General features: G+C 72.0%; 18 protein-coding genes. 7 read left to right on the forward strand and 11 right to left on the reverse strand.

Annotated features, from left to right (window positions below):
* Window positions 1-81: 81 nt before the first annotated feature.
* The 8 genes from fabG to A7A76_RS23700 all read right to left on the reverse strand — a co-directional run bounded on the left by fabG (window position 82) and on the right by A7A76_RS23700 (window position 6,824).
* Window positions 82-822 carry a 3-oxoacyl-ACP reductase FabG gene (gene fabG / locus A7A76_RS23665; protein WP_206413613.1) on the reverse strand — a complete coding sequence of 247 codons (741 nt, stop codon included), beginning with the start codon at window positions 820-822 and terminating at the stop codon, window positions 82-84.
* A gap of 40 nt (window positions 823-862) precedes the next feature.
* Window positions 863-1,315: a phosphotransferase gene (locus A7A76_RS23670; protein ID WP_206413614.1), complete on the reverse strand. Its 453-nt coding sequence runs from the start codon at window positions 1,313-1,315 to the stop codon at window positions 863-865.
* Window positions 1,302-3,653: an MMPL family transporter gene (locus A7A76_RS23675; protein ID WP_206413615.1), complete on the reverse strand. Its 2,352-nt coding sequence runs from the start codon at window positions 3,651-3,653 to the stop codon at window positions 1,302-1,304. The genes A7A76_RS23670 and A7A76_RS23675 overlap by 14 nt, the downstream gene beginning before the upstream one ends.
* Window positions 3,653-4,381 (reverse strand): LolA-related protein, encoded by a 729-nt coding sequence (locus A7A76_RS23680; protein ID WP_343225402.1) that lies wholly within the window; start codon window positions 4,379-4,381, stop codon window positions 3,653-3,655. Before A7A76_RS23680 ends, A7A76_RS23675 begins: the two co-directional genes overlap by 1 nt.
* Entirely contained in the window at window positions 4,293-5,279 is a 987-nt protein-coding gene (locus A7A76_RS23685) for an acyltransferase (RefSeq protein WP_206413616.1), read from the reverse strand. The genes A7A76_RS23680 and A7A76_RS23685 overlap by 89 nt, the downstream gene beginning before the upstream one ends.
* Complete coding sequence (locus A7A76_RS23690) at window positions 5,276-5,617, reverse strand: hypothetical protein (RefSeq protein ID WP_206413617.1); 342 nt, start codon at window positions 5,615-5,617, stop codon at window positions 5,276-5,278. Before A7A76_RS23690 ends, A7A76_RS23685 begins: the two co-directional genes overlap by 4 nt.
* Window positions 5,618-5,783: 166 nt before the next feature.
* Window positions 5,784-6,494, reverse strand: coding sequence for a ketosynthase (locus A7A76_RS23695; RefSeq protein WP_206413618.1), 711 nt, complete (start codon window positions 6,492-6,494; stop codon window positions 5,784-5,786).
* 60 nt (window positions 6,495-6,554) lie between these two features.
* Window positions 6,555-6,824, reverse strand: a complete 270-nt coding sequence (locus A7A76_RS23700) for a phosphopantetheine-binding protein (RefSeq protein ID WP_074871519.1) — start codon at window positions 6,822-6,824, stop codon at window positions 6,555-6,557.
* Window positions 6,825-7,170: 346 nt separating this feature from the next.
* Here A7A76_RS23700 and A7A76_RS23705 point away from each other — a divergent pair, with 346 nt between their 5' ends.
* Window positions 7,171-8,187: a pteridine-dependent deoxygenase gene (locus tag A7A76_RS23705; RefSeq protein ID WP_206413619.1), complete on the forward strand. Its 1,017-nt coding sequence runs from the start codon at window positions 7,171-7,173 to the stop codon at window positions 8,185-8,187.
* Between the two features lie 120 nt (window positions 8,188-8,307).
* Here A7A76_RS23705 and A7A76_RS23710 read toward each other — a convergent pair whose 3' ends face one another.
* Window positions 8,308-9,813 (reverse strand): YadA-like family protein, encoded by a 1,506-nt coding sequence (locus tag A7A76_RS23710; protein ID WP_206413620.1) that lies wholly within the window; start codon window positions 9,811-9,813, stop codon window positions 8,308-8,310.
* A gap of 483 nt (window positions 9,814-10,296) precedes the next feature.
* Between A7A76_RS23710 and A7A76_RS23715 the strand changes: the two genes are divergently transcribed.
* Window positions 10,297-10,545 carry a hypothetical protein gene (locus A7A76_RS23715; protein WP_206413621.1) on the forward strand — a complete coding sequence of 83 codons (249 nt, stop codon included), beginning with the start codon at window positions 10,297-10,299 and terminating at the stop codon, window positions 10,543-10,545.
* 123 nt (window positions 10,546-10,668) lie between these two features.
* Here the strand turns inward: A7A76_RS23715 and A7A76_RS23720 are convergent, their stop codons facing one another.
* Window positions 10,669-12,234 carry a dipeptide ABC transporter ATP-binding protein gene (locus tag A7A76_RS23720; RefSeq protein WP_206413622.1) on the reverse strand — a complete coding sequence of 522 codons (1,566 nt, stop codon included), beginning with the start codon at window positions 12,232-12,234 and terminating at the stop codon, window positions 10,669-10,671.
* Entirely contained in the window at window positions 12,231-13,103 is an 873-nt protein-coding gene (locus A7A76_RS23725; protein ID WP_206413623.1) for an ABC transporter permease, read from the reverse strand. The genes A7A76_RS23720 and A7A76_RS23725 overlap by 4 nt, the downstream gene beginning before the upstream one ends.
* Before the next feature lie 146 nt (window positions 13,104-13,249).
* Between A7A76_RS23725 and A7A76_RS23730 the strand changes: the two genes are divergently transcribed.
* From A7A76_RS23730 to A7A76_RS27090, 5 genes are all read left to right on the forward strand, one after another.
* Window positions 13,250-13,765, forward strand: coding sequence for an RrF2 family transcriptional regulator (locus tag A7A76_RS23730; protein ID WP_206413624.1), 516 nt, complete (start codon window positions 13,250-13,252; stop codon window positions 13,763-13,765).
* Window positions 13,762-14,025, forward strand: coding sequence for a hypothetical protein (locus tag A7A76_RS23735; protein ID WP_206413625.1), 264 nt, complete (start codon window positions 13,762-13,764; stop codon window positions 14,023-14,025). The genes A7A76_RS23730 and A7A76_RS23735 overlap by 4 nt, the downstream gene beginning before the upstream one ends.
* Before the next feature lie 359 nt (window positions 14,026-14,384).
* Window positions 14,385-15,833, forward strand: coding sequence for an OprO/OprP family phosphate-selective porin (locus A7A76_RS23740; RefSeq protein ID WP_206413626.1), 1,449 nt, complete (start codon window positions 14,385-14,387; stop codon window positions 15,831-15,833).
* Between the two features lie 58 nt (window positions 15,834-15,891).
* Entirely contained in the window at window positions 15,892-16,893 is a 1,002-nt protein-coding gene (locus A7A76_RS23745; RefSeq protein WP_206413627.1) for a sulfate ABC transporter substrate-binding protein, read from the forward strand.
* Between the two features lie 51 nt (window positions 16,894-16,944).
* Window positions 16,945-17,016 carry a DUF6053 domain-containing protein gene (locus A7A76_RS27090; RefSeq protein WP_428995230.1) on the forward strand — a complete coding sequence of 24 codons (72 nt, stop codon included), beginning with the start codon at window positions 16,945-16,947 and terminating at the stop codon, window positions 17,014-17,016.
* Window positions 17,017-17,200: the final 184 nt, after the last annotated feature.

The following is a 17,200-nucleotide window of genomic DNA, read 5'->3' on the forward strand; positions in this document are numbered from 1 at the left end:
GCCGCGTTCATCGGCGGTCCGCGGGAGCCGACCGGCGGCGTCGCGGCCGGCGCGGCGCGCCCGGCCCCAGCGGCGTCGGCTTCACACCATGCCGCCGTTGATGCCGATCACCTGGCCGTTGATGTAGCCGGCCTCGTCCGAGCACAGGAAACCGACCAGCGCGGCGACCTCGCCGGTGCGCCCGGCGCGGCCGGCCGGCACCATCTGCTTGATCGCCTCCTGCGGAAACGCCTCGTCGGCCATGCGCCCTTCGATCACGCCCGGCGCGACCACGTTGACGGTGATGCCGCGGCTGGCCATCTCGCGCGCCAGCGACTTGGACGCGCCGTGCAGCGCGGCCTTGGCCGCGGCGTAATTGCTCTGGCCGCGGTTGCCGAGCACCGCCGCCACCGAGGACACGCTGACGATGCGGCCGAAGCGGGTGCGCGCCATCGGCAGCAGCAGCGGCTGGGTGACGTGGAAGAAACCGTGCAGCGTCACGTCGATCACCCGCCGCCACTGCGCATCGCTCATGCCGGCCATCGGCGCGTCGTCGTGGATGCCGGCGTTGTTGACCACGCACTGGATCGGCCCGGCTTCGACCAGACGCGCCAACGCCGCGCGCACGGCCTCGCCGTCGGCGACATCGAAGGCCACCGCCTCGGCCGCGCCGCCGGCGTCGCGGATCTGCGCGACCACCGCTTCGGCGCGCTCGATGCCGCTGTTGGCGTGCACGATCGTGCGCCAGCCCTGCGCGGCCAGGCGCAGGCAGATCGCGCTGCCCAGGTCGCCGCTGCCGCCGGTCACCAAGGCGCGCCGCGCCGGTTTGTCGGTTCCGCTCATCGCTGTTCTCCTGTGTGCGAACGAAGGCGCCGCATCCGGCTCATGCCCCGCTCCGGGCTGTGTCTTCGCCGCGCGCCATGACCGCCGCGCGCCCGCTGGCGAGCAGTTCGCCGGCGTGGAAAATTTCGAATTCGTACTGCCAGCTCCCCGCGCTCGCGGCCAACTGCCGCGCGCGGCCTTCCAGCGCGCCGGGCAGTTCGTCGATGCGCGCCGCGCGCAGCTCGACCCCGCGCAGCGCGACCAGCACGCCGGGCCGGGCGCGGCCGCCGCGCGCTTGCGCCAGCAGGCCGCCGTGCACGGCCATGAGCTGGGCGCCGTATTCGCACAGATGCACCGCATCCAGCCGCGCGCCCTCGCGCAGCGGATGGGCCGGATCGCGGTGGCCGTCGCTGCGCGCAAGGATGCGCGCCTCGTCCCACTCGGCCACCGATTCCCACAGGCACATCAGGCCCTGATGCGGAATCAGCGCGGCGATCTCGTCACGGCTGCGCATCGGCGGCCTCGTCCAGTTCCATCGCCGCCGGCTCGCGCACGATCAGCAGCGCGAGCGCGAAATTGAACACCACGCCCAGCGCCACGGTCGCGCCGATCGCGCGCAGCACCGGGATCGAGGACAGCGCCAGCAGCGCGAACACCATGAACGTGGTCAGGCTGCAGACGATCACCGCGTGCAAGGTGCGCAGCTGTTCGCCGCGGTCGTCGCCGGCGTGGTCGAAGAACAGCGCGTAGTCCAGGCCCAGGCCGGCGGCAAGGATCAGCGAGACCAGGTGGAACAGGTTGAGCTCGACCCCGAACGCGCGCAACGCGGCCAGGATCAGCAGCGTGCTCAGCGCCATCGGCGCCAGCACCCGCAGCACCCGCCGCGGCGAGCGCAGCGCCACCCACACCGCCGCGGCCAGCAGCACGCCGGCCAGGGCCAGCGCCATCAGCACGCGGCCGCGGTATTCGGCGACCAGGGATTCCGAGGCCTGCTTCAGATCGAGCAGGCGCCCGCCGTGGCGGCGCACCGCCGCTTCCACCGCGTCGGGATCGTGCAGCCCCGACAACGCCACCAGCGCGGTGGCGCGGCCCGGGCGTTCGCGCAGCAGGCCTTCGATGCTGCTGGCCAGTCCGGTGCCGGCGAGGTCGCGCGGGCGCAGCGGCGGCGCGTGGCGCGCGGCTTCGACATCGCGCAGGAAATCGGCGAACGCGTCCTCGCGCAACGGCGTCGCCGCGACCGCCTCGGCCATCGCCGCGCGCAGCGCGTCGGGCTCCGGCAGGCGGCGCTGGCGTTCGCGCTGGGTGCGCGCGCTGGGCAGGTAGCGCGCGGCCAGGTCGTAGCCGGCGATGGCGCCGCGCTGGCGCAGCTGCGGCAATTCCTTGAGCAGGCCTTCGGAGGCCTGCAGCGCGGCCTCGGCGTCGCGCGCCTCGATCGCGGCGACGAAGCGCACGTCCGGCGCGCCGAGCTCCTCGCGCAATCGCGTATCGCGCGCCAACGCGTCTTCCGGCACCGGGGTGAGCTTGGCCAGGTCGTTTTGCCAGAACGGCCCAGGCACGAACAGCACCACCGCCAGCGCCAGCGCGGCCAGCAGCGACACGCTGGCCACGCCCAGCCGCGGCCAGCGCGCCAGCGCGGTCCACACCCGCGCCAGCCGCGGCGACTGGGCGACATCGCGCGGCGCCGGATCGATCAGCGCCGGCAATACGAAGCGCGTGGTCAGCGCGGCGGTGGCCAGACCGACGATGGTGAACACCGCCAGCTGCTGCAGCCCGTCCACGCCGGAGACGAAGAAGGTCAGGTAGGCGATGCAGGTCGAGGCCACGCCGGTGCCCAGCGTCGGCCACAGGCTGCGCGCGCTGGCCCACGGCGACAGGCCCGGGCGCTGGTGGCTGTAGAGATGGATCGGATAGTCCTGGACCACGCCGATCAGGGTGAAGCCGAACGCCACGGTGATGCCGTGCACGCCCTCGAAGCAGATCGCCACCGCGCCGAGGCCGGCCAGGCCGGCGGTCGCCAGCGGCAGGCCGCCGATCAGCGGCGCCTTCCAGCTGCGATACGCCAGCCACAGCAGGGCGACGAACAACAGGCTGTCGATCGTGCCGATCAGGCTGGCCTCGCGCTGGGTGCGCCCGCCGATCTCCAGCGAGAACGCGCCCGGCCCGCTGACGGTGAGTTTGGCCGGGCTGGCGCCGCGCGCATGCTCGAACGCGGCGCGGATCGCGGCGATGGCGCGCTCCTGCCCGCTCGGGTCGAAACCGGCGGCGCGGGTTTCCACCGCCAGCAGCGCCTGCCGGCCGGCGCGGTCGAACCACACGCCGTCGAGCGTCTGCGGCGCCAGCGCCGGCTGCCAGGCTTCGGCCAGGCGCAGCATTTCCATGGTCGGGTCGCTCGGCAGCAGCGGCTCGATCAGCTCGCCGGCGGGCGAGCCCAGGTCCTGCACCCGGCTTTGCAGCTGGTCGCGCAAGTAAGCGGTGTCCAGGCGCTGTTCGTCGAGCGTCGGCGACAGCAGATAGCGGTACGGGCGCAGGCGCTCGGGCACCGACTCCAGGCCCAGGCCGGCGCCGTTGGCGACCAGCTTGAACGCCGGTTGCGCCGCCAGCGCCTCGCGCATCGCCTGCGATTGCGCGGCCAGCGTCGCCGGCGTGTCGCCCTCCAGCGCCAGCAGCAGCAGGCGCGAACCGGGGCCTTCGCCGAGTTCGTCGATCAGCAGCTTCTGCGCCGGGGTACGCGCGGCGGGCATGAAGCTGCGCAGATCGCCGCTCAGTTGCAGGTTCGCGCCGATCGCCCAACCGGCGACGGCGAGCGCGCCCAGCCACAGCAGGGCGAACAGCACGCGACGGGCGGGCGTCATCAGCGGGTCGGGCCGTGGCTGCGGCACAGCGCGGCCAGTTGGCTGGCGTCGCTCACCGCGGCGGCGGCGCGCGCGGCGGCGCCGAGCAGGGTGCGCTGCTGTTCGCTGCCGCGCGCCGGCTGGGTTTCGATGCAGCGCAGTTCGTCGTCGCGGCCGAGCAGCACGATCGCGCGCACGCGCGCGGCGACCTGGGCGTCCTTCGGCGTCAGCGTCACGCTCCACTGCCGGCGCGTGCCTTGCGCGGCCAGCGCGTAATGGCGTTCGAGTTCGGCGCGATCGCCGCCGAGCAAGGCGCCGAAGCTGGCCTGCAGCGCCACCAGTTCCGGCGCGCGCGACAGCGAGAAGCGCCGCGGCGGCTTGCCGGCGCGGGCGATGCTGACCTCGCCCTGGCCGGGCTTGGCGCCGGTGCGGATGCTGGTGGTTTCCGCGTACGGCTCGCGCACCTCGCGCACCAGGGTGTCGGCGTCGGGACGGCGGTATTCGCCGGAAACGCGCAGCGGCGCCTTGAGCAGGGCCGAGCCGCGCACTTCGACGAAGTCGGTGCGAGCCGGCACCGGCTGGGCCAGGCGCGGCAGGATCCAGGCCGGATCGGCCGGCTGCGCGCCCTCGTCGGCGACGCGCGCGGGCGCGGCGGCCTGCTCAGCCGGCGCGGCGAGCGGCCACGTCGCCGCCAGCAGCAGCGCCAGGATCGCGCCGAGCGGCGCCGCGGGAAAGGTAGGAAGCTTCATCGGCCTGCCAGAAATCGTAGAAGTTGAACCAGTTGTACGGCGCGCGGCGCGCGTGGTGTTGCAGACGCTCGGCATAGCGCTGGACCAGCGCGGCCAGCCGCGCCGGGCGCTCGCGCCGCTCGATGTTCAGGGCCTCGCAGAACGGCTCGAACACCAGCTCGTAGCGCGCGCCGCCGCGGTACAGGCCGAACGCCAGCGCGACGGGCAGCTTGAGCGCGGCGGCGATCAGCCACGGCGAGGTCGGGAACGGCGCGCCGGCGCCGAGGAACTGCGCCGTCGTCGCCGGTTCGCCGGGCCCGGCGCGGTCGGCGAGCATCGCCACCACCGCGCCTTCGTCGGTGGCGTGCTTGATCTGCAAGGCGATGCTCGGCCCGTCCTGGCCGGCGTCGATGACATTGGCGGCCATCTGCGGGTCGAGTGCGTCGAGCATGCGCATCAGCACCGCATTGTGGCCGCGGTCGAGCACGACCTTGACCCGCAGCTGCGGCCGCCGCCGCGCCAGCACCCGCAGCGCCTCGAAGCTGCCCAGGTGCGAGCCGAGCAGCAGCACGCCCTGGCCGCGGTCGAGCAGCGTCTCCAGCGATTCCAGGCCGCGCAGCTCGACCTCGAAGCGGTCCATGCCCTGGCTGAGCATGAACACCCGGTCGAGGATGGTGGCGGCGAAGGTGTGGATGTGGCGGGCGACATCGATCAGTCCGGCCGGGCGGCCGAGCGCGCGCGCCAGGTAAGCACGCGAGGCGCGCCGCTCCGGGCCGCGCACCAGCAGGTAGAACGCGACGATGGGATACAGCGCCAGCCGCGCCACCGCGCGGCCGCCGCGCTCGGCGATGAAGAAGATCGCGCGGTAGGCCAGCGGCCCGGCGCCTTCCGGACGGCTCTTCCAGTCGCCGGCGCTCATGCCGGCGCCTGCCCGCCGCGCGCGGCGATCTCGGCGGCCAGTTCGCCGCTGGCCAGCAGTTCCTCGCCGCGGTGCACGCGGAAGCGCCAGCGCGCGGCGGCGGCCGGCCTCGATGCGGCTTGCTCCGGTTCGATCGATTCCAGTTCGATCCGCGCGGTCTCGCCCGGCAGCAGCGGCTGCAGGAACTTGACCTGCGGCAGGCGCAGCCCGACCGGTTCGCCGTACTGCGCGCGCAGCGCCTGCAGCACCCGCTCCAGCACCACCACGCCGGGCACCAGCGGCCGGCCGGGGAAATGGCCCGGCAGGCAGGGATGATCGGCGGGGACGACGAAATTCATGGGCGGTGCGGCGGCTGCGCAATGGACGGACACCGAAGCATAGAGCACGCCCAGGCCAACGCGGCGCGACGATCGCGCTGCAAGCGTTTTCAAGCACATCGGGCGCCGCGCGCGGATGCGGCGCTGAACCCGGGCCGACGCGCCGCGCGCGTCGCACGCACCAGGTTCAGGAAGAAAACAGTTCCTTCCAGAACCGCGGCCCGAGCTTGGCCATGCGCCGCAGGAAATCGAAGAAGCCGGTTTCCGGACGGTCGTGGAAGCGGCGCCGGCGCACCAGATACTCGCCGGCGAACATCGCGCCGATCACGCCGTAGTTGAGGATGTTGGCGAACCACGACCACTGTTCCTGGGTGATCGACGGCGAAGGCGCGTAGCCCAGCCGCGCCAGCAGCCCGTCGGGCACGGCGATCAGCGCCAATGCGGCGTTGACTACGGTCAGCAGCGCCAGCACCGCCGCCCACAGCGCGGTCAGGCTGCGGGTGTAGCGATACAGCGGCGGCGCCAGCTCGCCCGGCGCGCAACCGTACAAGGCGGCGACGATGCGGGTGATCAGGCCTTCGCGCGGCGCGCGCAGGCTGCGCGCGAACCACCACGCCAGCCAGCCGTTGAACAGCATCGGCGGGGTCAGCAGCAGCATCTGCGCATACGGCGTGCGCGCCAGCGCGGCGAGCGCGGCCAGCAGCGCGGCGAAGATCGCCCACGGCGCCGGCCGCAGCGCCAGCAAGCCGTCGACGACGATGAAGGCGATCAGGTCGGCCAGCGCCAGCGCCGCCGGCACGCCGCCGCCGTCGTGGCTGGCCCAGTGTGCGAGCAGCGGGAAGGCGATGGCGAGCAGCACGCGCGCCGGACCGCTGGCGCTGGACGCGGATTCGTTCACGGCAGGTCGGGCCCGGCAAGGGTCGCGGCGCGCGCCGCCGCGGCGGCGCGCGCGCGCGGATCACGCCGCGCGGTGCTGTTCGATATGGTTCGACAGCGCACGCAGCGAAGCGAAGATGCGGCGGTTCTCGTCGTTGTCCGAACGCAGCTGGAAGCCGTAGCGCTGGGTGATCGCCAGCGCCAGCTCGAGCGCGTCGATCGAATCCAGGCCCAGGCCTTCGTTGAACAAGGCCGCTTCCGGGTCGATCTGTTCCGGCGCCACGTCCTCCAGGTTCAGGCTCTCGACCAGCAGCTGCGCCAGCTCGCGTTCGGCGGGGCTTTGTTCAGACATCGTGCGTTCCGTGACAACCATTGCAAGGGGCGCCACGATCCTTCATCGCGCCGCACGGCGCAACCGCCGGCGCCGGGTGCGCCCGCGAGCGCCCGCCGGCGGCCGCCCGCAACTGGCGAAAAATCAACCACTTGCGCCGCAGCGATGCCGCTTTGCCGGGCCCGGCCTGCGACCGTACGGCCGTGCGATGCGCGCCTGCCGCGAGCTATCATTTGCGCATGAAGCCTTCCGTTTCCGTGTCCGCGACGGCCGTTCCGGCCCTCGCCGCGGCCGGCTCCGACCAGCCGCCCGCCCCCGCAACGCCCCCGCTGTCCCCGCTTGCCAGGCGCCGCGCGCGAGGCCGGCGATGAGCGTCGCGCCCGCGATGGTCGGCGGCCCGCGCCTGCAGGTCGATTACCTCGACGCCGACCCGGCCCGGCTGCTGGCCGAAGACGACACCCTGGCGCTGTTCGGCTTCGGCCAGGACGCGCCGCACCACGACGACCCGCGTTACCTGCGCGTGCCGCTGGAACCGTTCGGCGAGCGCCGCCTGGAGCGCTGGCGCGGGCTCGGCCCGGTCGTCAGCGGCCGCGACGGCGACCTGGCCTGGTCGCAGGACGGCAGCCTGCAGTTCGGCGTGATCGAAGTCGACGAACCCGAGCCGCTGCCCGGCGAGCCCGCCAACGGCGAGATCGGCCGCGCCGCCGAATACCTCTACCGCAAGCTGCTGGCCTTCACCGCGCAGCGCGGCTACCCGCATCTGCTGCGGATCTGGAACTACCTCGACGGCATCACCCTCGGCCACGGCGACGAAGAGCGCTACCGCGTGTTCTGCGTCGGCCGCGCCGCCGGCCTGGGCGAGTTCCCGATCGCGCGGCTGCCGGCGGCGACCGCGATCGGCCGCGTCGACGGCGCGCGCCGCCTGCAGGTGTACTGGCTGGCCGCGCGCGCGCCCGGCACGCCGCTGGAGAATCCGCGCCAGGTCAGCGCCTATCGCTATCCGCGCCGCTACGGCCCGCAGTCGCCGAGCTTCGCCCGCGCAATGCTGCCGCCGCAGCCGGCGCAGATGCCGTTGCTGCTGTCGGGCACCGCGGCGGTGGTCGGCCACGAATCGCGCCACGCCGATTCGGTGCTGGCCCAGCTCGAGGAAACCCTGGCCAACTTCGACAGCCTGATCGGCGCCGCGCGCCAGCAGCGTCCCGGCCTGCCGGCCGCGTTCGGCCCCGGCTCGCGGCTGAAGGTGTACGTGCGCGACCTGCCCGACCTGCCGCTGATCCAGGCCGAACTCGACCGCCGCTACGGCGACCGCGTGCCGCGCGTGCTGCTGCATGCGGCGGTGTGCCGGCATGAGCTGCTGGTGGAGATCGATGGGGTGCACGGCTGAGTCCGCCGGACGGGCCGCGCGAACGCCGACCCGCGACGCGCCTTCGCAGCAAGAGAAAGGCCCGCCGAAGCGGGCCTTTCTGTATTTCGCCGGTCGCGATCGGCAACCGCGGATCCGCGTTTACAGATCCACGCCGAACCCGACGCCGCCCGAGCTCTCCGAACCCGAGAACGCCGCGCCGATGCTGACCGACACGTTGTCGTTGATGCGCCGGCCGTAGCCGATCGCCAGGCCGCTTTCGCCGTCCTGGAAGCCCGCGCCGACCGCGAGGCGGCCGCGGCCGGGCTTGGCGTAGGCGCTGTTGGCCGACATCTGCGACATCGCCGCCGACATCGCGCCGTTGCGGCGGATGCGCCGGTCGAGGTCTTCGAAACGATCGTTGACCTCGGCGCGGAAGTTGCCGAAGTCCAGGTTGAGGCCGTTGATGCGCTGGTCGGTGTAGGCGTTGGCCTGCTGCACCGAGGCCGCGTCGCCGGCCTGCATCTGGCGCAGGTTGACCGCATCGGTCGCGGCGGTGGCGTTGGCGACGTTGGCCACGCGGGTGCCGTTGGCGCCTTCCAGGGTCATCGTGCTCTTGGAGGCGTCGTCGTAGTTGGCCGACAGCGCCGAACCGCCGCCACCGCCGGCCGGACCTTGCGGGCCCTGCGGGCCTTGCGGGCCCTGCGGGCCTTGCGGACCCTGCGGACCTTGCGGGCCCTGGGGACCGGCCGGAATCGCCGAGATGCGCCCGTACAGATCGGTCAGGCGGCCGTCGACGGCGCCGAACGCCGCGCCCACGTCGGTGAAGGTATTGCCCTGGATCGTGTAGGTCGGCGGGGTGAACACGCCGCCGGCGAAGCTGGCGCCGCCGCCGAACACGCCGACGGCGCGATTGAGCTGGGCCAGGTTGGCCGCGTCGGTGTCCTGGGTCGCGGCGGCGACGTTGACGATCTGGCGCTCGGCGCCGGCGGCGCCGACCGAGATCGTGTTGGCGCGATCGGCGAGCGAGTTGTTGCCCAGCGCGACCGCGTCGTCGGCGGTGGCCTGGCTGTTGAAGCCGGCCACCAGGCTGCGCGCGCCGCTGGCGCGGTTGCCGTTGCCGATCGCGGTGGCGTCGTCGCCGTCGACTTCGTTGTCGCCGCCGATGCCGTTGCCGCGCGCGCCCTGCACCCGGTTGCTGCGGCCCAGCGCGTTCGCGCCGACGCCGTCGGTGGAGTTGAAGTTGCCCAGCGCGCTGCTGTCCTGGCCGTTGGCGCGGTTGGAGAAACCCACCGCGCTGGTGCCGTTGCCCAGCGCCTGGTTGCCGGAACCGACCGCGGTGCCGTCGTCGCCGAGCGCGAGGTTGAGGTTGCCGCTCGCGGTGGAACGCGCGCCGGTGGCGAAGTTGCTGCTGCCCACCGCGGTGCTGTCGTCGCCGGCCGCGGCGTTGTTGCTGCCCACCGCCACCGCCTGCGCGCCGTCGGCGCTGTTGGCGATGCCGCAGGCGACCGCGTCGAAGCCGTTCGCGGTGCTGCCGCCGTCGTTTTCGTTGCCGGCGATGCCGTCGGTGAGGTCGCAGGCGCTGCCCGCGTGCGCCTGTCCCGACGCGACCACGTTCATACCGATGACGCTGGCGATGGCCAGCGCCAATAGAGTGCTGTGTTTCATTCCTTTATTCCCCTAAGGCTGACAAGAACCGATACGGAACCGTCAAGGCATGCGTTCTGAGCGATGCGGTAGACCGCGCCCTCCCCGGCACCGGCCCACTAACCATAAAGCGATTTGCTGCACTTTTATACAGCCAAGCACGTACGAATTATTTCACCGAAGCGGACCGTTACGGCACGCTTTTGGTCATGCTGCTGCAATGCAGCAGACGCAGGATGAACGGTTGAATCGGCGCCGCCCGCGTTCAGTGTCGGGCGCGCCTGCGGCGCTGGCGGCGGCACCGCAGCGGCGTGGGAATCCGTCCCGCATTGCGTATCCAAGCGCCGCCGCAACGCGTGATTTTGGCCAACCGCAAAGCGGCGGCGCCGGCGCCGCTGTTTGAACGGCAGGCCCGCTACCGCGACCAACGGCACTTGAATGCGCGCATGGCGCCACTCATTTTGCGATAGGGCCGATCCGGCCCGCTTGTGGAGCGCAACGACGATGGGAGTGATCAGCCTGATCTGGGGCGTGCTGGCGCTGCTGTGGATGATCCTGGCGCTGATTCCGCTGTTGGGATGGGGCAACTGGTTCCTGATCCCGTTCGCCGCGGTCGGCGCGATCATCGGCGCGATCGGCGTGCTGTTCAGCGGCGCCGGCAACAACGGCCGGGCCAAGGCCGGCCTGATCCTCAACGCCATCGTCATCGTCGTCGGCGTCGCCCGCCTGAGCCTCGGCGGCGGCCTGATCTGACGAGCGCGCCGCGAACCCCGCCGCTCCTCATGTAGGAGCGGCGCAAGCCGCGACCGCGACACCACGACTACCGCGTCTGCCCCGCACGCCATCGGCGCAACGCAGCGCTGCGGCGCCGCAGATCTACAACGCCGCCCGCGCCGCCAGCAACGCACGCGTATGCGCATGCGCCGGCGCGCCGAGCACCTGCTCCGTCGTCCCGCCTTCGACGATGCGCCCAGCCTCGAGCACCGCGATGCGCTCGGCCACCGCCGCGGCCGCGGACAGATCGTGGGTCACGAACAACAACGCCAGCCCGTGCTCGCGCTTGAGCCGCGCCAACAATTGCAGCACCGCGGCGCGGTGATGCGCGTCCAGCGCGGACACCGCTTCGTCGCACACCAGCAACTGCGGCCGCGTCGCCAGCGCGCGGGCGATGGCGATGCGCTGGCGCTGGCCGCCGGAGAACTGGTGCGGATAACGCTCCAGCATCGCCTCGTCCAGCCCGACCGCGAGCAGCAGCTCGGCGGCGCGCGCGCGGCGCTCGGCCGTATCGCCCTGGCCGTGGATGCGCAAGGGTTCGGCGACGATGTCGGCCACGCGCATGCGCGGATCGAGCGAGGCATACGGATCCTGGAACACCACGCCGGTGCGCGCGCGCAGCCGGCGCAGCGCGGCCGCATCCAGCGCGGCCAAATCGACGCCGTCGAACATCACCCGCCCCTGCGCGCCGCGCAACAGGCGCAGCAACGCGCGGCCCAGCGTGCTCTTGCCGCTGCCGCTTTCGCCGACCAGGGCCAGGCCTTCGCCGCGGCGCAGTTCGATATCGACACCGTCCAGCGCCGCGCGCGGCGCGCGCGGATAGCGCATGCGCAGGCCTTCGCCGCGCAGCAGCACCGGCGCGTCGGTGACGGCCGGCACCGGCAGCGGCGCGATCCGGTCGGCGGCGATCAGCTCGCGCGTGTACGCCTGCGCCGGCGCGGCGAACACCTGCGCGGCGCTGCCGCGTTCGACCGCGGCGCCGCGCTGCAGCACCAGCAGTTGCTGGGCGTAGGCGCCGACCAACGGCAGGTCGTGGCTGATCAGCAGCAACGCCAGTCCGTCCTCGCGGCGCAGGCGGTCGAGCAGATCGAGAATGTCGCGGGCGATGCGCGCGTCCAGCGCCGAGGTCGGCTCGTCGGCGATCAGCGCGCGCGGCTGGGTCGCCAGCGCCAGCGCGATGGCGATGCGCTGGCGCTGGCCGCCGGAGAACTGATGCGGATAGCGCGCCAGCGCCGCGGCGGGTTCGGGCAGTTGCACGCGTTCGAACAGCGACTGCGCCTGCCGCCGCGCGTCGTCGCCGCTCAAGCCGCGCACTGCGCGCAAGGTTTCGATCAGCTGCGTGCCGACCCGGCGCAGCGGGTGCAGCGAGGCCAGCGGATCCTGCGGCACCCAGGCCAGAGTGCGGCCGCGCAGGCGCGCGTGCGCAGCCGAGTCCAGCGCGATCCCGGCGCCGTCCACGCGCAGGCGGCCGCGCGCGCGCAGCGGCTGCGGCAGCAAGCCGAGCAGCGACAGCGCGGTCAGGCTCTTGCCGCTGCCGCTTTCGCCGACCACACCCAGGCACTGGCCCGCCTGCAGTTGCAGATCGAGCGGGCCGAGCAAGGCGCGCGGCGCGCGGCCGGGTTCGGCGGCTTCCACTTGCAGGCCGTGCAGTTCCAGCAGCGCGCTCATGCCGACGCGGCCTCGCCCGCGCGCGCGGGCTCGGCGCCGCGCGCCTGGGCCTGGCCGCGGACGTCGAGCCAATCGCGCAGGCCGTCGCCGAGGAACTGGAACGCGGCCAGGGTCGCGACCAGGAAGCCGGCCGGGAACAGCAAGGTCCACGGCGCGCTGTCGAGTTCCTGCACGCCTTCGGCGAGCAGGCCGCCCCAGCTCGAAGACGGCTCGTCGATCGACAGGCCGAGGAAGCCCAGAAAACTCTCCACCAGGATCGCCTGCGGCAGGATCAGGCCCAGATACACCAGCGCCAGCGGCAACAGGTTCGGCAGCACATGCCAGCGCAGGCGCTGGCCAAAACTCGCGCCGGCGGCCTGCGCGGCCAGCACGAACGGCGCCTCGCGCAGGCGCGCGGCCTCCGCGCGCATGACCCGGGCCAGGTCGATCCAGACATAGCCGCCGATCGCCGCCAGCAGCAGCCACAGCGAGCGTTCGAACAAGGTCAGCAGCAGGATCACCACCAACAGGAACGGCAGCGCCGAGAACACGTCGAGCACGCGCAGCATCCAGCGCTCGACCCAGCCGCCGGCGAGCCCGGCGACCGCGCCGTAGCCCAGGCCGATGACCAGCGCGACCACGCTGGCGAGCAGGCCGATGCCCAGCGACAGCCGCCCGCCGGCCAGGGTGCGGGCGAACACGTCGCGGCCGATGGCGTCGGTGCCGAACCAGTGCCCGGCCGTGCCCGGCGCGGCCGACAGCGCTTCCCAGTCGGGCAGCACCGGGCCGAACCGGCTCAGCAGCGGCGCCAGCCAGCACACGAAGGCGAGGACGCCCAGCACGGCCAGGCAGGTGCGCGCCAGCGGCGGCAAGGAAGTGGACAGTCGCATCGGCCCATCCTACCGGCTCACCCCCTCCTGCGACGCGCCCGGCGCCCCAACCCCGCCCCACATTCCCCACCGTCATACCCAGATAAGCCAACGCTCCTTCCCCTGCGCCGCCGGCCGCGCCACATTTCCTACATGGTGAATGGGAAATGCTGACGATGAAGGCCAAGTACGCCCTGCGCGCGATGTGCGCGCTGGCGCGCGCCGAGGGCGGGCGGACCGCGCCGGCGCCGCGCCACGGCCGCCTGCAGGCGCGGGCGATCGCCGAGCACAGCGGCGCGCCGAGCAAGTTCCTCGAATCGATCCTGGTCGACCTGCGCGAGGCCGGCTTCATCAACAGCCGGCGCGGGCAGAAGGGCGGCCACACCCTGGCGCGCCCGTCCGACCAGATCATGGTCGGCGACGTGATCCGCGCCATCGACGGCCCGCTGGCACCGGTGCGCTGCGCCAGCGTCAGCGCCTACCAGCCCTGCGCCGACTGCGCCGATCCCGATGCCTGCAGCCTGCGCGCGCTGATGCGCGAGGCGCGCGACGCGCTGTCCAACGTGCTCGACCGGCGCAGCCTGCGCGAACTGGCGCTGACGCCGGATTTCGGCGCGGCGGTGATCGACCCGGCCTTGCTGGACGCGACCTTCCTGTCGGCCGAATTGGGAGAGCGGCGGTGAGCCGCGCGCGCAAGTCGGCGTCCGGCGCCGCGCGCAAACCCGCGCCGGCCCAGGTGTCGACCGTGCGCTACCCGGCGCAGCGCGCGCCGGAGCCGGAAATCAACATCGTCAACCTCAGCGACAGCGAGTTCGCACTGCTGCGCGCGCTGCGCGGGCTCGGCGCGGGAAGGATCGAGGTGATCGTGCAGGCCTCGCACATCGTCGAGATCACCCGCAGCGAGCGGGTCGAGGTGACGGTGCCTGCGGAGTCGTGGGGATGAAGGGTCGCGAAAACGGTCGCGTGCGGCGCGGGGGCGCCGGGGATTCGCGGTCGCGCTGTCGTCGCGGCGTTTGCGGCGGGTGAGAGGTTCGGTGTCCGGGCTGGATCGACTCGGGGAGTAACGCGGACGCTGAGGATTTCGCTGCCTGGACGCTGACGGCGGCGGCGGCGGCTGAGGGGTTCGTTGGATCGGGTCGATGCTTCGCGGGTGCGCGAAGGGTTTCGTTATCGGGGAAGTCGTCGGGGCGCCTGGGGCGGCTGCGATTTCTACCGGATTCGTCTTTGTTGGTTTTTCCGCCAGTTCCGTGGTCCGCGCCACCCGGGCCCCTGCCACCGTCTTTCGATGAAAGGAGCAGCACCATGCCAAACCGGGTCCGCCGGCCGCTCGTCCGCCTCACCACCGCGCCGCTGTGGGCGGCGCTCGCCTGCGCCGCCGGTTTGCCGGCGCATGCGGCCGAACTCACGATCGAGCAGCTCGCGCAGCGGCTCAAGGCGATCGAACAACGCCTGGGCACCGCCGCGCCGGCCGCCGCCGGCGCCGAGGGCGAAGGCCTCGCCGATCTCGACCAGCGCCTGCGCATCATCGAGCGCAAGCTGGAGCTGCAGGCCGAGGAAAGCGCGGCCAAGGCCGCCAGCACGCCGGTGGTGGCGCTGAGCGCGAGCAAGGGGCTGTCGATCAAGTCGCCGCCGCCGGGCGATGTCGAAGTCAAATTCAAGGCGCTGGTGCAGGCCGACGGCCGCTTCTTCATCGGCGATTCGCAGGTGCCGCAGAACGACACTTTCCTGTGGCGGCGGATCCAGCCGAGCATCGAAGGCAGCTGGGGCTCGCTGGTAGGCTTCCGCATCATGCCGGAGTTCGCCGGCGACAGCGCCACCATCAACGACGCTTATCTCGACCTCAAGTTCGATCCGCGCGCGACCTTGCGCATCGGCAAGTTCAAGAGCCCGGTCGGGCTGGAACGGTTGCAGTCCAGCGGTTCCACCGGCTTGATCGAACTGGGGCTGGCCTCCGAACTCACGCCCAACCGCGATCTGGGCCTGCAGTTGCAGGGCGAATTCGCCGGCTCCACCGTGTCGTATGCGGTCGGCGTGTTCAACGGCGCGGTCGATGGCCGCGACAGCCCCACCGCCAATCCCGACAACGAATTCGAATACGCCGGCCGCATCTTCCTGGAGCCGTGGAAGAACGCCGGCGGCGCGCTGCAAGGGTTGGGCTTCGGCCTCGGTGCCAGCGCCGGCGACCGCGCCGGCAGCGGCAACAACTTCCTGCCGCGCTACCGCACGCCGGGGCAGTCGCAGTTCTTCAACTACCGCAGCACCGTGCTCGCCGACGGCGCGACCAGGCGCTGGTCGCCGCAGTTGTACTTCTACCGCAACGCGTTCGGCCTGCTCGGCGAATACGTCAGTTCCAGCCAGGAAGTGCGGGTCGGCGCGGTGCGCGAGGAGCTTGACCACCGCGCCTGGCAAGTCACCGCCGGCCTGGTGCTGACCGGGGAAGACGCCGGCTACCGCGGCGTGGCCCGGCCTAACCATCCTTTTACCGTGGATGGTGCAGGCTGGGGCGCGTTCGAACTGGTCGCGCGCTACGGCCGCCTGGAGATCGACGACGCCGCGTTCCCGCGCTTCGCCGACCCCAACGCCGTCGCCGCCGCCGCGCGCTCGTGGGGGCTGGGCTTGAACTGGTACCTCACCTCCAACCTGAAACTGGTCGCCAACTACACTCAGACCCAATTCGACGGCGGCGCCGCCGCCGGCCGCGACCGCGAGGACGAAAAGGCGTTCTTCACCCGCGCCCAGCTCGCGTTCTGATCAGGCCTCTTCCATTCGACACGTTCCGGACTTACCCCATCCCGCAGAGGATCGACCGATGAAAACCGCATTCCGATGGGTACTGCTCAGCGTCGCGCTCGCCGCCGGCACCGCCGCGGCCAAGGACGCCGAGCTGCTCAACGTTTCCTACGACCCCACCCGCGAGTTCTACGCCGAGGTCAACCAGGTCTTCGCCGCGCAGTGGAAGCAGCAGACCGGCGAGACCCTCAACATCCGCACTTCGCACGGCGGCTCGGGCAAGCAGGCGCGCGCCGTGGTCGACGGACTGGAGGCCGACGTGGTGACGCTGGCGCTGGCCGGCGACATCGACACCGTCGCCAACGCCAAGCAATTGCCGGCCGATTGGCAGAAGCGTCTGCCGCACCAGAGCTCGCCCTACACCTCGACCATCGTGTTCCTGGTGCGCAAGGGCAACCCGAAGGGCATCAAGGACTGGGACGATCTGATCAAGCCCGGCGTCGGCGTGATCACCCCCAATCCCAAGACCTCCGGCGGCGCGCGCTGGAACTATCTGGCGGCCTGGGCCTGGGCGTCGACCAAGTTCCGCGACGGCGACAAGGTCACCGAGTACCTGACCCAGCTGTTCAAGAACGTGCCCGTGCTCGACACCGGCGCGCGCGGCTCCACCACCACCTTCGTCGACCGCAAGATCGGCGATGTGCTGATCGCATGGGAGAACGAGGCGCTGCTGACGCTCGAGCAGTCCAACAGCCGCGGCCAGTTCGAGATCGTGGTGCCGAGCCTGAGCATCAAGGCCGAGCCGCCGGTGGCCTGGGTCGACAAGAACGTCGACAAGCACGGCACGCGCAAGCAGGCCGAGGCCTATCTGCGCTTCCTCTACACCCCCGAAGGCCAGCGCCTGGCGGCCAAGCACGGCTATCGCCCGGCCGAGCCGGACAAGGTGCCGGCGGCCGAGCTGGCCAAGTTCCCGGCGATCAAGCAGGTGACCATCGACGGCGCGTTCGGCGGCTGGAAGAAGGCGCAGGCCGCGCATTTCTCCGACGGCGGGTTCTTCGACAAGATCTACCAGCCCAAGTAATCCGAACCGATCCGACCGTAGTCGCGCCGGCGTGCGAGAGCCGGCGCGGCTGTGGGAGGGCCTTCAGGCCCGATGCTCTTGGCTCAGGTCGCCGATGGCCTGAAACAAGAGCATCGGGCCTGAAGGCCCTCCCACAGCTTCATAGCTGAAGGCGCTGCCACAACGGTCCGGCGGTTCCGGCCGCCTTCGTCCATTCACCGTACGGAACTTCCCCACCATCGCCGACTCAGACTTCATATCGCCATCGCGCACCTCGATACAACCAACGCGCATTTCCACCGGATCGAGCCAACGCGATAGCGTCGCA

The organism is Lysobacter enzymogenes (assembly GCF_017168095.1).
Taxonomy (GTDB): domain Bacteria; phylum Pseudomonadota; class Gammaproteobacteria; order Xanthomonadales; family Xanthomonadaceae; genus Lysobacter; species Lysobacter enzymogenes_D.

Coding starts and splice junctions, on each gene's coding strand:
- A7A76_RS23715 (WP_206413621.1), top strand. CDS start 10,297: ATGGGAGTGATCAGCCTGATCTGGGGCGTGCTGGCGCTGCTGTGGATG.
- A7A76_RS23720 (WP_206413622.1), bottom strand. CDS start 12,234: ATGAGCGCGCTGCTGGAACTGCACGGCCTGCAAGTGGAAGCCGCCGAA.
- A7A76_RS23740 (WP_206413626.1), top strand. CDS start 14,385: ATGCCAAACCGGGTCCGCCGGCCGCTCGTCCGCCTCACCACCGCGCCG.
- A7A76_RS23680 (WP_343225402.1), bottom strand. CDS start 4,381: ATGAAGCTTCCTACCTTTCCCGCGGCGCCGCTCGGCGCGATCCTGGCG.
- fabG (WP_206413613.1), bottom strand. CDS start 822: ATGAGCGGAACCGACAAACCGGCGCGGCGCGCCTTGGTGACCGGCGGC.
- A7A76_RS23690 (WP_206413617.1), bottom strand. CDS start 5,617: ATGAATTTCGTCGTCCCCGCCGATCATCCCTGCCTGCCGGGCCATTTC.
- A7A76_RS23745 (WP_206413627.1), top strand. CDS start 15,892: ATGAAAACCGCATTCCGATGGGTACTGCTCAGCGTCGCGCTCGCCGCC.
- A7A76_RS23725 (WP_206413623.1), bottom strand. CDS start 13,103: ATGCGACTGTCCACTTCCTTGCCGCCGCTGGCGCGCACCTGCCTGGCC.
- A7A76_RS23670 (WP_206413614.1), bottom strand. CDS start 1,315: ATGCGCAGCCGTGACGAGATCGCCGCGCTGATTCCGCATCAGGGCCTG.
- A7A76_RS23700 (WP_074871519.1), bottom strand. CDS start 6,824: ATGTCTGAACAAAGCCCCGCCGAACGCGAGCTGGCGCAGCTGCTGGTC.
- A7A76_RS23705 (WP_206413619.1), top strand. CDS start 7,171: ATGAGCGTCGCGCCCGCGATGGTCGGCGGCCCGCGCCTGCAGGTCGAT.
- A7A76_RS23710 (WP_206413620.1), bottom strand. CDS start 9,813: ATGAAACACAGCACTCTATTGGCGCTGGCCATCGCCAGCGTCATCGGT.
- A7A76_RS23685 (WP_206413616.1), bottom strand. CDS start 5,279: ATGAGCGCCGGCGACTGGAAGAGCCGTCCGGAAGGCGCCGGGCCGCTG.
- A7A76_RS23730 (WP_206413624.1), top strand. CDS start 13,250: ATGCTGACGATGAAGGCCAAGTACGCCCTGCGCGCGATGTGCGCGCTG.
- A7A76_RS23675 (WP_206413615.1), bottom strand. CDS start 3,653: ATGACGCCCGCCCGTCGCGTGCTGTTCGCCCTGCTGTGGCTGGGCGCG.